The sequence below is a fragment of the Methylophilus sp. Q8 genome (assembly GCF_000800115.1).
Lineage (GTDB): Bacteria > Pseudomonadota > Gammaproteobacteria > Burkholderiales > Methylophilaceae > Methylophilus.
In genome coordinates, this window is the sequence record NZ_JUHE01000001.1 from 2,655,233 (window position 1) to 2,669,823 (window position 14,591).

The window sequence follows — 14,591 nt, forward strand, 5'->3', positions numbered from 1 at the left end:
ACCGATCAATGCAAGAATTACTTTTTAGCAAACGAAGGATTCGTCGCCACGTACGACTTCACGCCCGATAAAATCGCATTCACCAACTTATCCTGGTAACCATCATCATTCAACCTCGACTCTTCATCTGGGTTACTGATAAACGCCGTTTCTACCAGAATGGACGGAATATCCGGTGATTTCAACACCGCAAACGCGGCTTGTTCTACGTATTTGGAATGCAACGTATTAATTTTAGCAATGCGCCCCAGCACGGCCTTGCCCATACGGATACTGTCGTGAATGGTCGCGGTTTGTGATAAATCGAGTAGCGTACGCGCCAGATCCATATCGCGTGTATCCAGCGAGACACCGCCAATCAAGTCCACCGCGTTTTCCTTTTTCGCCAGATAACGCGCACCAGCACTGGTGGCGCCACGTTCAGATAACGCAAACACCGATGAGCCTTTGGCCGTGCTATTAACGAAAGAGTCGGCGTGGATGGAAATAAACAGGTCAGCTTTGGCGGCACGGGCTTTTTTCACGCGATCACCCAGCGGCACGAAATAGTCACCATCACGGATTAAAATCGCCTGCATATTGTCTTCGGCGTCTATCTGCTGCTTGAGTTTGCGCGCAATCGCCAACGTGATGTTTTTTTCATGGCTGCCATTGGCGCCCCTGGCACCAGGGTCTTCGCCACCATGGCCGGCATCAACAGCAATGGTAATCAGCTTTTGGCCGGGCTTGGCTTGTTTCGGTTTATCAGCGACAACAGGTTTGTCTGCTGGCTTTTCGCTATTCGCCGTAGCGGCTGACGTTTCACTCGCAGGCTCTTTGATGGCAGATGGTGCTGGTGTAGATTCAGCCGGCTTTTCATCAGTATTGGCTGGCGGAACCTCTTGTAACTGTTTTGAGGGCGTCAACGCAGGTGTCGCAACTGCAGGTTCTGCGCTACCGGTTGCTGGCGCAATGCTAATGGCCAAGCGTTGTTGCGAGCTGCCTGCATTCATATCAGTCACCAATGGCTTGATGTCGGACTTGATATCGAATACCAGGCGGGTAGTATGCTCAGTAAATGGTGCAATGCGGATTTTGGATAAATAAGGATGCTGCGCATCCAGTTGAAATGGCAAGGCTTTGAGTGTGGGGCTGATCGCCACTGCATCCATATCAATGACCACGCGGAACGGGTTATCCAGTGTGAATACGCGGTATTTGACTTGCTGGTCTAGCAGTAACTCTACCTGCACCTGGCTGCCATGTTGTTGCAGGTTAGCCAGAATCACTTCGGCGGCGTGCGCCACGCCAATAAGAGAACACACGGCTGTGAGCAGCCATAAGGTTAAAATCTTGCGCATTACTGGCATAGTCCTTCCAACGCCAGCGCGTGCTGACTGGTGATATGCAGCACGCGGCCGTGCGGCAAAATATCAAATCGAATCTCTATATCGGCTTGTGGCAATACCTGCTCCGCACGCTCAGGCCACTCAACCAGGCAAATACTGTCGGCATTGAAATAATCGCGGAATCCGGCAGCTTCCCACTCCTCGGGGTCCTGAAAGCGGTACAGGTCAAAATGGTAACATGCAGCGATGGCCAGATTGTATGGCTCGACAATGGTATAAGTCGGACTCTTGACCTTGCCGATGTGACCCAGCGCGTGCAAAATGCCGCGCACCAGCGTCGTCTTGCCCGCACCAAGGTCGCCATGCAGGTAAATCACCTGCCCCGGTCTCAATTGCGTTGCCAGCACTTCTGCGGCATGCACAGTCGCTGCTTCGTCTTTTAAAATCTGTGTAGAATACGTTTCTGTCATGTCACATCAATCACATCCCGTCCCCATTCAATTGCCTGATGATCAAGCCGCCGCACAGATGGCAGCGACCATCAAAGGCTGGGCGCGAGAATTGGGGTTTGGCAGCATCGGCATCACCGATACTGACTTATCTGCCGCTGAGCCCGAGTTTTTAAACTGGCTGGACAAACAATACCACGGCGACATGGATTATATGGCAAAACATGGCACCAAGCGAAGCCGTCCGGCAGAATTGGTGCCTGGCACACTGCGGGTAATCTCGGTCAACCTGAATTATTTGCCTGAAAATGCAGCTGACGGCTGGCAGGTGCTAGAGAATCCGGACAAAGCTTATGTTGCCCGCTACGCCATGGGCCGTGATTACCATAAGGTGATGCGGCAAAAGTTGCAGCAACTGTGTACGCGCATCACCGAGACTTATGGCAGTTTTGAATACCGTGTGTTTGCTGACAGCGCGCCGGTACTCGAAGTGGCATTGGCCACTAAAGCTGGCGTTGGCTGGCGTGGTAAACATACTTTGTTGCTCAACCGGCAACAGGGTTCATGGTTCTTTCTGGGCGAAATTTATACCAACCTGCCCTTGCCCATCGACCCGCCAACGAGCGCGCATTGCGGCAGTTGCTCAGCCTGCATAGAGATCTGCCCTACCCGCGCCATTGTGGCGCCTTATGAGCTGGACGCCAGGCGCTGCATTTCTTACCTCACCATTGAATACCAGGGCAGCATTCCACTGGAACTACGGCCACTGATTGGCAACCGCGTTTATGGCTGTGATGACTGCCAGCTGATTTGCCCATGGAACAAATTTGCCGTGAAGAGCCAGGAAAGTGATTTTGCCGTCAGACATGGGTTGGACAGCAGTGATTTGGTCGATTGCTTTGCCTGGACAGAGGCCGAATTTCAAGCGCGCATGGCGGGGAGTGCCATTTACCGTATCGGCTACGTGCAATGGTTGCGCAATATCGCTATCGGGCTGGGCAATGCGACGAGTTCTTCAGCCGTCGTTGCCGCCTTAGAGACACGGCAAGACGATAGCAATGCACTTATCAGGGAGCATGTTGCCTGGGCATTGGCACAACACCAGAAAAAAGCGGGTTAAACCGCCAATAGTGTTGTCGCCAGCAATGCAGCACCCAGCATGCCCGCAACGTCGCCCGAGCGCGTAGTATGTATCTGGATTTTACCGCGCAGCACCGGAATCAAGTCGTGTTCCAAGCGTTGATGAAATGCGGCTGACATCAATGACCAGGCAGCCACCACACCACCACCGATCAATACATTTTCCACATCGACCACTTTCAGCACACTGGCCAGCATTTGCGCCAGTTTACTGCCAGCATCTGCATAGACTGCCTGAGCATGACTATCGCCTTGATCAGCGGCCACAGCAATCGCCTGGGCAGTCATTGTCTGGCCAGTGAGGTCAGCATAGGCCTGGCTGATGCCTGTGGCAGAAGCATATTGTTCGACGCAGCCCTGATTACCGCAACCACATAAACGCCCCTCTGGCACGACAATAATATGGCCCGCCTCTAGCGCATAGCCATGATGCCCGGCCCACACTTTGCCATTCACCACCAATCCGGCGCCCACACCTGTGCCCATGCCGATGTAAAGCAGGCCACCCGCTGGTTGGCCTAATTGGCCATACTCGCCATAGGCAGCCGCATTAGCGTCGTTTTCAACGCGGACTTTGATCCCCAGCAAGTCCGTCAGGTCATGGCCTAGATTGACATCCCGCAACCCTGGCAAATTGGGTGATTGCGCCAGTATGCCGGTTTGCGGGTTAATAAACCCGGGAAAACCGATGCCTATGGACTGAATGGCTGGATATTTGTTTAGCAAGGGGCGAATGGCATCTGCCGTCACCTGCAAAATGGTTTGCCAGGCTTGCGCTGGCGGATATTGTTTGCAAATGGCAGAATAATTGGCCTGAAAGCGTGTTTCTTCAACCAGCGCCAGGTCAAAAAATACGCCCAGGCGTAAATTCGTCCCGCCTACATCCAAGCCCAAACGATACACAGCATTTGCTTCAGGCATGCACGCGGTCACTTTCTTCTACTAATTGTCTGAAAGAGTGCAGTTTATCATCGCTTAACTGCGCCCATTGCATGCGCCAGGCCCAATTGCCCTCTATGGTGCCCGGCGTATTCATACGTGACTGGCTGTCTAGTGCCAGAATATCCTGCATGGGCACAATAGCCAGGTTAGCCACACTATTAAACGTAAGTTGTATCAGCGCTGTTGGCATGTCAGGCTGTTCTTGATTTAAATGCTGGCTTAAATAGTGATGCAAGTGGGTGCGTACATGTTCTGGCGCAGCCTGATACCAGCCTAACGTGGTGTCGTTATCGTGAGTGCCGGTATAAGCAACACTGTTTGCTTCGATATTCTCTGGCAAATAGGGATTATCCTCATCGCCACCAAAAGCAAATTGCAAAATTTTCATACCAGGCAACTCAAACGCATGTCGTAAAGCATCGACTTCGTCAGTAATGATGCCCAGGTCTTCAGCAACCAGGCTAAGTTGTGGAAAGGTCTCGGTAATAGCTTGCAACAACGCATGCCCAGGGGCATCCTGCCAGGTGCCGTTGATCGCGGTAGGCTCCAGTGCAGGAATCTCCCAGGCGGCTTGCAAACCACGGAAATGGTCAATACGCAGTACATCAAACAATTGCGCCTGGGTATCAATGCGGCCCAGCCACCAGGCAAACCCATCGGCTTGCATCACTTGCCAGTCATAGTGTGGGTTACCCCAGCGCTGGCCGGTTTCAGAGAAGTAATCAGGCGGCACGCCAGCCACTACCGTCATATTCAGCTCGGCATCCAATTTGAACCACTCAGGATGTGCCCAAACATCGACACTGTCGTAGGCAACAAAAATCGGGATATCGCCAAATAACTTGATGCCGCGCTGGTTGGCATACAGTTTAAGTTGCGCCCATTGCTGAAAAAACACGTATTGCGTGAATTTAATCAGCGTCAGTTGCTCCTGGTGTGCAGCGGTAAAGGCCTGCAGGGCCAGTACATCATGCAACCTGTAAGCCTCCGGCCATTGCTGCCAGCTTTGCTGCGCATGCTGCTCGCGCAAGCTCAAAAACAAGGCAAAGTCTTCCAGCCAGTAATGTTGTGTCTGGCAAAACCGGGCAAAACCCGACCAGGTAAAGCCGCGGCCATCCGCTTTAGACGGTGCGCTGCCAGACTGCACACGTAACATGATTTTAGCGATTAACGCGGGTAATGGCAGCTCAGCCTCCTCAGGCTGGCACCAGCCCTCTTGCAGCAACTGCCTGGGACTGATCATGCCGGTATGCCCGGCATGCGCCGACACGCTTTGGTAAGGCGACTGGTCACCGTGTGGCTGGTTGACTGGCAAGGTTTGCCAGACGGCCACCCCCATTTCCACCAGTTTATCGACGAAACGATAGGCATCCGGCCCAAGATTGCCTTCAGGTAATGAAGTGATGTGCAGCAACACACCTGCTTGTCTAGCTTGTGTCATGAGATTGGCATTCAGAAAAAATAAAATCGGTCAGGATTGCCCGCGACGCATGGTGCCGGCATTCTCGGCGTCACCGCCACCCAGGCTAATGGGCTGAGACAAATGCGCTGGCGGCACCAGGCCCAGCAACTGATAGAGGTTGCTCAAATTGCGGCGGTATAGCTGGTCAAAACTTTGCACGCTTTGCGCATTGTTGTAGTCGCCAAACCACCAAAACCAGTCAGAGCCTTCACAAAGCGCCAATTGTTGCTGGCATTTCTGTTTGGCAGTCGCAGATAACTCATGCACATGCTGGTCATATTGCCGTTTGGCTTCACACAGCAAATCCCAGGCACGGTTTTTCGCCGGTTCGCCGATCCAGGTGCTAAAGGTGCCATAAACCCAGCTACCGGCACAAATATCATTCAACAACTTGGGCTCCGGCAGTTGCTTGGCTTGCTGCATGGCCAGCACATCACTAAACGTGGTCATCTGGATATCAGCATGCGTCGCCAGGGCGTGATATAGCTCCTGCAAAAAGTAAAAACCGTTGTATGGGTAATACTCCCAGGCATTTTCGCCATCCAGAATCACACTGACCACCGGCGTTTCATCTTCGCTGTGGGCAAGAATGTGCTCCAGCGACTGCACAAAATCATGTACAGCTTCGCTGGCATATTGCTTGGAGTACTCAAAACCGATTTTGTCAGACAGGTGATCGTCGCGGAAAAAGCAGACGATATCTTGCTGGCCATTGGTGATTTTGTATGGCTGATAGAGGTAATCTTGCGGCTGCTCATGCGGCAGGCCCAATTTGCGCAAACTATTGGCCAGCACACCCTGTCCGGTCGCGGCCCAAGCGACACCTTGTTCGGCTAATAACGACAATGCCGCATGCGAAACAGCGCCTTCGGCTGGCCACATGCCAAGCGCCTTTTGGTGAAAGATTTTTTCATGATAGTGCTGGGCGGCCTCTACATGGGCAATGGCCCGTGTATACCCATCAGGATAATTCGCCGAATGTGGCAAAGGCGCCTCCGGCATGGCATCGCGTGTGCTCTTCAAATCGATGAGCAAGGGCAAAATCGGATGGTAGTAAGGCGTGGTAGACATCTCGATCTGCCCTTTTGCCAACAAGGCCTGGTAGCGCGGCAAAATGCCCTGTAAGGTTTCGCTGATCACACCCAGCAATGCCTGGCGGTCTTTGAGCGTAAACAGCAAGCCCTTTTGCATCAGTGCCTGCACAGTTTTGTTTTTGCGCCGCAATCCCTCGCCCGTCCACGCCAGGTGGTACCAGACCAGCAAGTCCGCTTTATATTGCGCTGATAGATAATGAAACTGCCCGTTTTGCATGATGGGCGCTACCAGTTCGTACAATTTCAGCAGGCGCTGGTAATGCGGAAACGGGCTCAGCATCTTTTCATGATGCGCCTTGAAGCAACTGTCTACAATGAGCTGGCATTCGGCATCGGTAATATTGTCCAGATCCGGGTTCGCCAGCAAGCGCAACAAGGGGTCACGCCATTCACCTGTGCGCGACTGGTCAGCGTAATCCTGTAACTGCTCAACCAGAATCGGCACAAAATTGAAACTCACTCTGGCTGCCGCATTCTGCTCCAGGTGATAGGCCATATCGCTATAGTCTTTGAGTGCGTGCAGGTAGGTCCACGGCAGCACATACTCGCCGGTGACCAGGTCGCGATAGTCAGGTTGATGCATGTGCCAATACAGATTCAACAGCAATTTTTTATCGGACATCCCTCAACCTCTTTTCCATCGTTACCTCATCTCAATTGATATTACTTCACACGGTACAAATCCTGTCCCAGCATATCTGGCGTTACCAGGACAATGCCTTTTTCAGACACATAAAAACGCTTTCTGTCACGCTCAAGATCGACGCCAATATGCATCCCGGCCGGAATCTCGCAACCACGGTCAATCACGGCATTACGCATGACCACGCCTTCATTGATCTTGACTTTTGGTAGTACGACCGCACCATCCAGATCGGAATAATCAGCGACATGCACGCCTGAAAATAATACCGAGTTAGAGACACATGAGCCGCTGATCAGGCAACCGCCAGACACCAGTGAATCCGTTGCCTTACCAGTACGTCCTTCGTCTTTAAACACAAACTTGGCCGGTGGCAATTGCTCCTGATAAGTCCAGATCGGCCAGTCACTGTCATACAGGTTCAGCTCCGGAATCACTTTGGTCAGCTCCATATTGGCTTCCCAGTAAGCATCGATCGTACCGACATCGCGCCAGTAATAATTATCGCTTTGCGCACCGACACAACTATCGACAAAGCGGTGTGCCTGCACTTTATATTTCTTGATGATATAGGGAATAATATCCTGGCCGAAATCGTGGTTGGACTTACGGTCGTAAGCATCCCGGATCAACTGTTCATAGAGGAATTTGGCGTTAAACACATAAATACCCATGCTGGCAAACGCCACCTCTGGGTTATTGGGCGTCGGCTTGGGATGCGCCGGTTTTTCATCAAACGCCACCACCCTGTCCGTACTATCTACCTCCAGCACGCCAAAGCCTTTGGCATCCTCCAGTGGCACATTAATGCAGGCAATCGTCATATCCGCATTGCTGCGCGCATGTGTGGCCAACATTTTGCCGTAGTCCATTTTATAAATATGGTCACCAGCCAGCACCAGAATATATTCGCCACCATTCTCGCGCAACAAGTCGATATTTTGGTATACGGCATCTGCCGTACCTTTGTACCACTCTTCGCCTAAGCGCTGCTGTGCCGGGATGATGTTGACGTACTCGTTAAACTCGCCACGCAAGAAGCCCCAGCCACGCTGCACGTGCTGAATCAGGCTCTGCGCCTTGTATTGTGTGGCGACATTAATGCGGCGGATGCCAGAGTTAATGCAATTAGATAGCGGGAAATCGATAATACGGAACTTGCCGCCAAACTGCACTGCCGGCTTCGCTCGCCAATCAGTCAGGTTTTTCAATCGGCTACCACGGCCACCGGCCAGGATAATCGCGACGGTATTTTTTGTCAGGTTACTGATAAAGCGGTCAGAAGGACGTTCTTGCCGCCGGTTGCTTTTACGACGTTCGATAAACTCTGCTGCTTGAGACATGATGCTGTTCCTGTTTTTCTGATCCTGAAAATCAGCCCGAAGTCATGCGCAGCGATGTGCGTTCCGGTAGAGACGACACAACGCTTGGTAACCGCAGGTCCGACACCCACAGTCTGCATGATAATTCGGGTAAAGACAACGATATTTTCAGCGATAAATGACGTAAATCTTAACTTTTTTTGATAGGATTGAGGCTAGTCAAATGGACATTGCTAGCATGACAGTCAAACCTTCAGCCACTCCCCATCCCGACACCTTGCATCTGCAACGTATTTTAGACGCGACACATCACAACCCTTTTGAATACTTGGGTGTACATGCAGATAGCCAGCAAGGCCCATGGCATGTACGTGTTTTTCTGCCGAATGCCGACAAGGTTTGGGTGAAGGTCGATGATGCCTGGCAAGCCATGACACTCAGCCATCCGCAAGGCCTGTTTCTTTACAAGTCAGCCACAGTTGTCAATACGCCGGTTGCACTCAAAATACAATTGCATAAGCAGGCATCCAGCTATGAAACGTTCGACACCTACAGCTTAGGCAGCACCCTGTCAGCAGACGACTTGCACCTGTTTGCCGAAGGCAAATTATTTGAGGCCTACAACACACTTGGCGCCATCCCCATGACGGTCAATGCTGTGCCTGGCGTCAGGTTTGCAGTATGGGCCCCGAATGCTGAGCGTGTCAGCGTCGTTGGCAGCTTTAACCAGTGGGATGGCCGCGTACATGCCATGCGCGTACTCGGTAGCAGTGGCGTGTGGGAATTATTTATTCCACATTTGACCGAGCACGATTTATATAAATTTGAAATCCGCAATCGCGAACATGGCCATATCATGGTCAAGGCCGACCCCTATGGCAAAGCCTTTGAAGCCAGGCCAGGCACCGCCAACCGTATCTGCGAGAGCCACTACACCTGGCAAGATGACAGCTGGCAGGAACAACGCCAGCAGCGTGACTGGTTACATGCGCCTTTTAACTGCTATGAGGTGCATCTCGGCAGCTGGCAACGCGACCACAATGGCCACTTCCTGAGCTATCGCGCCATGGCAGATGCGCTGATTCCGCATTTAACTGACATGGGTTACACCCACATTGAATTATTGCCCATTGCCGAGCATCCACTCAATGAATCATGGGGCTATCAAGTCACAGGATACTTTGCCCCCACCCAACGCTATGGCAATCCGGATGATTTGAAATATTTTATTGATCGCTGCCACGCGGCCAATATCGGCGTCATCCTTGATTGGGTGCCAGGACACTTCCCCAAGGATGACTGGGCACTGGCGCGTTTTGATGGTACGGCCCTCTATGAGCATGCCGACCCCAGGCTGGGCGAGCATATGGACTGGGGCACCTATATCTTCAATTATGGCCGCAATGAAGTGCGCTGCTTTTTGCTCAGCAACGCCTACTATTGGCTAAAAGAGTTCCATGTTGACGGCTTCCGCGTGGACGCAGTCGCCTCCATGCTCTATCTCGACTACTCACGCAAAGACGGCGAGTGGTTGCCAAATGCTTATGGTGGCCGCGAAAACCTTGATGTCATTGAATTCCTGAAGCAACTCAACATGATGGTTGGCGAGCGTTTTCCTGGTGTGCTTACCATTGCTGAAGAGTCTACTGCCTGGCCGGCGGTATCCCGCCCGGTGTATGCAGGCGGCCTCGGATTCAGTATGAAATGGAATATGGGCTGGATGAACGACATCTTGACCTATATGCAACTGGATCCGGTATACCGCCAATATCATCACAATCGGCTGACTTTTGGGCAGATGTATGCTTACTCCGAGAACTTTGTGCTGCCGTTCTCGCATGATGAAGTGGTGCATGGCAAAAAGTCCTTGCTGGAGAAAATGCCCGGGGATGCCTGGCAAAAATTCTCTAATTTGCGGCTGTTACAAACCATGCAAATGACCATGCCAGGCAAGAAATTGAACTTTATGGGTAACGAATTTGGTCAAAGCCGCGAGTGGAGCGTCAACCAGAGCCTGGATTGGCATTTGCTCGAAGCATCAACTCCTGACCATGCCTTGCATGGAGGCATACAGGCATTAAACCGCGACCTGAACGCACTTTATCGCCAGCATCCTGCCCTGCATGCGCATGATTTTGACGCGCAAGGCTTTCAGTGGATAGATTGCGAGGATGCTACCCAGTCAATATTGAGCTACATCAGACGCGGCAATGACCATAGTTTTGTTATAATAGTGTTAAATTTCACACCAGTACCGCGCCATCAATATCGTTTGGGCGTACCACAATCGGGTTACTATCAGGAAGTGTTAAACAGTGATGCCGCTTGTTATGGTGGCAGCAATTTCGGTAATGGTCATGGCTGTCAAAGCGATTCCGTCCCATGGATGGAACATCCGGCCTCTATCAGCCTTAACTTGCCGCCGCTGGCTGGTGTCATACTTCAGTTACAATAGCTGGTTAAACTGGCTAAAAATGCAAGCTTGCAGTAAAGATTTTGGCAGCGCAGACTGAATGTTTGCGCGCCCTATAAAATTAATTGACTTGAAAACGATAGCAACAACATAACATGGCAAAACTAACCACACACCCGAGCTGGCACGCGCTGAACCAGCATCAAATTGAAATGCGCGATATTCAAATGCGCGACCTGTTCAAACAAAATCCAAAACGCTTTGAAGAGTTCAGCTTAACCGTCGAAGATATCCTGCTCGACTACTCGAAACACCGCATCACCAAAGAAACGCTGGCACAACTGTTCCAGTTGGCGCGTGACTCCAATATCGAGCAATGGCGAAGCCGCATGTTCAGTGGTGAAAAAATCAACATCACTGAAAACCGTGCCGTATTGCACACTGCCCTGCGCAACCGCAGCAACACGCCTGTATTGGTCGACGGCAAGGATGTGATGCCTGACGTCAATGCCGTGCTGGCACAAATGCGCAGCTTTACCGAGCAAGTACGTGGCGGTCAATGGACTGGCTACACTGGCAAACGCATCACTGACGTGGTGAATATCGGCATTGGCGGCTCAGATCTCGGCCCGGTCATGGCTTGCGATGCATTGAAGCCTTATGCCAGCCCGGACTTGAAAGCACATTTTGTCTCCAACATTGATGGCGCGCACCTGATGCGTGTGCTGGAGAACTGCAACCCTGAGACCACGCTATTTATTGTGGCGTCTAAAACCTTTACCACCCAGGAAACCATGACGAATGCACACTCTGCACGTCGCTGGTTCCTCAATGCAGCCAAACAAGACCAACACGTGGCCAAGCACTTTGTGGCGCTGTCTACCAACGCTACCGCTGTGCAAGCCTTCGGCATCGATACCAACAACATGTTCGCTTTCTGGGATTGGGTTGGCGGTCGCTACTCCCTGTGGTCTGCGATTGGTTTATCCATTGCGCTGTATGTCGGCATGGACAACTTTGAACAGTTACTGGCTGGTGGTCACGCCATGGACCAGCACTTCCAGACTGCACCGCTGGAACAAAACATGCCAGTCATCATGGCCCTCCTCGGTGTCTGGTATAACAACTTTTTCCACGTCGATACACACGCTATCCTGCCTTACGACCAGGGTATGTCACGCTTTGCAGCTTATCTGCAACAGGCAGACATGGAAAGTAATGGCAAATTCATTTGCCGTGATGGCAGCCGTGTCAGCTACAAAACCGGCCCGGTCATCTGGGGCGAAGCAGGTACTAATGGCCAGCACGCGTTTTACCAGTTGATCCACCAGGGTACGCAAATGGTGCCAGCGGACTTTTTGATGCCAGCTAACAGCCATTACAAAATTGGCAGCCCGGATGACCAGCACCACAAAATTTTGCTGGCTAACTTCCTGGCACAAACCCAGGCACTGATGCTGGGTAAAACGCGTGAAGAAGCTCGTGCCGAGTTGGAAAAACAAGGCCTGAGTGGCGAAGCGCTGGAAGATCTGCTGCCTCACAAAGTATTCGAAGGTAACCGCCCAACGACGTCCATCGTGTTCAAGCAATTAACGCCTTACACTTTAGGTAAGCTGATCGCGCTGTATGAACACAAAATTTTCGTACAAGGCATCATCTGGGACATTAACAGCTATGACCAGTGGGGCGTGGAATACGGCAAACAAATTGCCAGCCAGATCCTGCCACAGTTGACCACACCGGATGCGGTGACCAGCTTTGACAGCTCAACCAACGGCTTAATCAATTACGCGAAGAAAATATCCTAGTAATTTGATTAATAAATAAAAAAGGCCTCTTAATGAGGCCTTTTTTTATTGCGTTTTAACCATGCTTTAAACGACTAGACCAGCTGATTCTTAATTGCATAATGCGTGATATCCGCATTGTGCTTCAGGTGCATTTTTTCAAGCAAACGCGTGCGATACATACTCACCGTTTTTACTGACAAAGCAAGTTTATCCGCAATTTCACTCACAGAGTTACCGGAAGCAATCAGCCGCATGACCTGAAACTCACGGTCTGACAAGGCTTCATGTGGCGCCACGGCATGGTCATTCCCCACCTGCTCCGCCAGTATTTCCGCCACGTTGGGTGTAATGTATTTTTTGCCTTTAGCCAGCGTGTGAATCGCGGTCAGCAATTCCTCAGAAGCCGTATGCTTGCACAAATACCCCGAAGCACCAGAGCGTATCGAACGCACGGCATATTGTTCTTCCATATACATGGACAACATAAGGATATTCAGCGCGGCATTTTCACGTTTAATCAGCTTCAGCGCCTCAATGCCTGTTTTGTCCGGCAAAGAGATATCGAGCAGCATGACATCGGCCGCGAGCTCACGGACACATTTAATCGCCTGCGCCACATTTTCTGCCTCACCAACGACCTCAATATCGCCACTGGCGATCAATATCTGCTTGATCCCAGAACGTAAAATAGCATGGTCATCCACAATAATGACTTTAATTTTTTGTATATCCACCCTGATCCCTCTAATTCGCTCGCACGGCTGTCATGTCATGCATGATCTAATTGATTGTAAATCGGATACGCACTTCTGTCACGAAGCAACCGTGACCAATGGCGCGCGCACATGAATGCAGGTACCTGGCCCAGTGGCAGAAGCGTCGATATGGCATTCTCCACCCAATGCCGCCGCCCGCTCTTGCATACCGCGCAGGCCGAACGAATTCGGTTTGATTTTATCCGCAGGTGCAATGCCAATGCCGTTATCAACAATACGCATCAACAGCACATCTTTTTCCAGTGACAACTCGACTGACACCTGATCTGCCTGCGCGTATTTGGCGATATTGGAAAGGGCCTCCTGGCAAATGCGGAACAAGGCCATGGACTGATCGGCATCACATTCCAGGTCATGGCAGTTAGTGACAAACTTCGCTGTCACGCCCAACTGCTTTTTAAACTGGCTGACTTGCCATTCCAGCGCATCCACCAGGCCCAGGTCCAGAATATTCGGGCGCAAGTTACCAGAGATTCTATGCACGGCATCAAAGGTCTGATTGATAATGGCCTGTAACATGGTGGCCTGCTCCAGGTTCACGGGCAAGCCGCCTTCAATCTGCTGGATAATGGTAGACAGCCCCAGCTTCATCGCCGTCAGATTGCCGCCCAGATCATCATGAATCTCGCGCGCAATACTGACGCGCTCTTGCTCCTTGACCTGGTGAATGTGCGCCGTAAGCGCCTGCAAATCACGCCTGGCCTGTTCAATTTCATGCTTCTCATGTTTGCTCTGGCTAATATTCAGCATAATGCCGTCCCATTGCACGGCACCATGGCCTAAATCCTGCACGGTGGCACGAATATTGACCCACTTCATATCCTGCCAGTCAGCGATCCAGATTTTGCCCTCCCAATCCAGCCGTTTATGCTGCCTGGCCGACTTTTGCAGGTTATGCCTGAATTGACTGGCTGAATGCTCTTCCATCGCATTAAACAGCGTTTGTGCGTCTTTTAACAACGCCGCTGCCGGGATACCCAGCAAGGCCTCACAGCCCTCACTCAAGTAAGTAAAGACCACTTGCGCATCGGCAGTCATATGCATTTGGAACACCAAGCCGGGGATGCTGGACACAATCGCAGAAAATCTGCGCTCGCTTTCATGCAAAGCATCTTTGACACTATCGGCAGGTGAATTGGCGCCAGCGGGGCTGACGGCAGCAGAATGGATGGCAGGAGTGGACACTTGGCACCTCGCTTAAGATGCCGATTAGCATATCATGCCCACGCCAG

At 51.5% G+C, this 14,591-nt stretch carries 11 protein-coding genes; 3 read left to right on the forward strand and 8 right to left on the reverse strand.

Annotated elements, in window-relative coordinates; translation table 11 throughout:
* Window positions 1–17 precede the first annotated feature (17 nt).
* Window positions 18–1,340, reverse strand: a complete 1,323-nt coding sequence (locus GQ52_RS12515; RefSeq protein WP_047518148.1) for an N-acetylmuramoyl-L-alanine amidase — start codon at window positions 1,338–1,340, stop codon at window positions 18–20.
* Complete coding sequence (gene tsaE, locus GQ52_RS12520) at window positions 1,340–1,798, reverse strand: tRNA (adenosine(37)-N6)-threonylcarbamoyltransferase complex ATPase subunit type 1 TsaE (RefSeq protein WP_024930025.1); 459 nt, start codon at window positions 1,796–1,798, stop codon at window positions 1,340–1,342. The genes GQ52_RS12515 and tsaE overlap by 1 nt, the downstream gene beginning before the upstream one ends.
* Between tsaE and queG the strand changes: the two genes are divergently transcribed.
* Window positions 1,797–2,897: a tRNA epoxyqueuosine(34) reductase QueG gene (queG, locus tag GQ52_RS12525; protein WP_047518150.1), complete on the forward strand. Its 1,101-nt coding sequence runs from the start codon at window positions 1,797–1,799 to the stop codon at window positions 2,895–2,897. The two genes, tsaE and queG, sit on opposite strands and share 2 nt — an antisense overlap.
* On the opposite strand, the gene GQ52_RS12530 is transcribed toward queG, so the two are convergent.
* From GQ52_RS12530 to glgC, 4 genes are read right to left on the reverse strand one after another with little or no spacing between them, the layout of a single operon-like run.
* Entirely contained in the window at window positions 2,894–3,838 is a 945-nt protein-coding gene (locus GQ52_RS12530; RefSeq protein ID WP_047518152.1) for an ROK family protein, read from the reverse strand. The two genes, queG and GQ52_RS12530, sit on opposite strands and share 4 nt — an antisense overlap.
* The gene (gene malQ / locus GQ52_RS12535; protein ID WP_047518154.1) at window positions 3,831–5,300 is read right to left on the reverse strand and encodes a 4-alpha-glucanotransferase; all 1,470 of its coding nucleotides are present in this window, start codon (window positions 5,298–5,300) and stop codon (window positions 3,831–3,833) included. The genes GQ52_RS12530 and malQ overlap by 8 nt, the downstream gene beginning before the upstream one ends.
* A 30-nt stretch (window positions 5,301–5,330) precedes the next feature.
* On the reverse strand, window positions 5,331–7,037 hold the full coding sequence (locus GQ52_RS12540) for a glycoside hydrolase family 57 protein (protein WP_047518156.1): 1,707 nt from the start codon (window positions 7,035–7,037) through the stop codon (window positions 5,331–5,333).
* Window positions 7,038–7,078: 41 nt separating this feature from the next.
* Window positions 7,079–8,401: a glucose-1-phosphate adenylyltransferase gene (gene glgC / locus GQ52_RS12545; protein ID WP_019882173.1), complete on the reverse strand. Its 1,323-nt coding sequence runs from the start codon at window positions 8,399–8,401 to the stop codon at window positions 7,079–7,081.
* Window positions 8,402–8,618: 217 nt separating this feature from the next.
* Here glgC and glgB point away from each other — a divergent pair, with 217 nt between their 5' ends.
* Together glgB and pgi are read left to right on the forward strand one after the other, a co-directional pair.
* Entirely contained in the window at window positions 8,619–10,835 is a 2,217-nt protein-coding gene (glgB, locus tag GQ52_RS12550; protein WP_200884059.1) for a 1,4-alpha-glucan branching protein GlgB, read from the forward strand.
* A 113-nt stretch (window positions 10,836–10,948) separates the two neighbouring features.
* Window positions 10,949–12,601: a glucose-6-phosphate isomerase gene (pgi, locus tag GQ52_RS12555; protein ID WP_019882171.1), complete on the forward strand. Its 1,653-nt coding sequence runs from the start codon at window positions 10,949–10,951 to the stop codon at window positions 12,599–12,601.
* 74 nt (window positions 12,602–12,675) lie between these two features.
* On the opposite strand, the gene GQ52_RS12560 is transcribed toward pgi, so the two are convergent.
* Together GQ52_RS12560 and GQ52_RS12565 are read right to left on the reverse strand one after the other, a co-directional pair.
* On the reverse strand, window positions 12,676–13,317 hold the full coding sequence (locus GQ52_RS12560; protein WP_019882170.1) for a response regulator transcription factor: 642 nt from the start codon (window positions 13,315–13,317) through the stop codon (window positions 12,676–12,678).
* A gap of 78 nt (window positions 13,318–13,395) precedes the next feature.
* The gene (locus GQ52_RS12565; protein WP_047518160.1) at window positions 13,396–14,544 is read right to left on the reverse strand and encodes a sensor histidine kinase; all 1,149 of its coding nucleotides are present in this window, start codon (window positions 14,542–14,544) and stop codon (window positions 13,396–13,398) included.
* Window positions 14,545–14,591 lie beyond the last annotated feature (47 nt).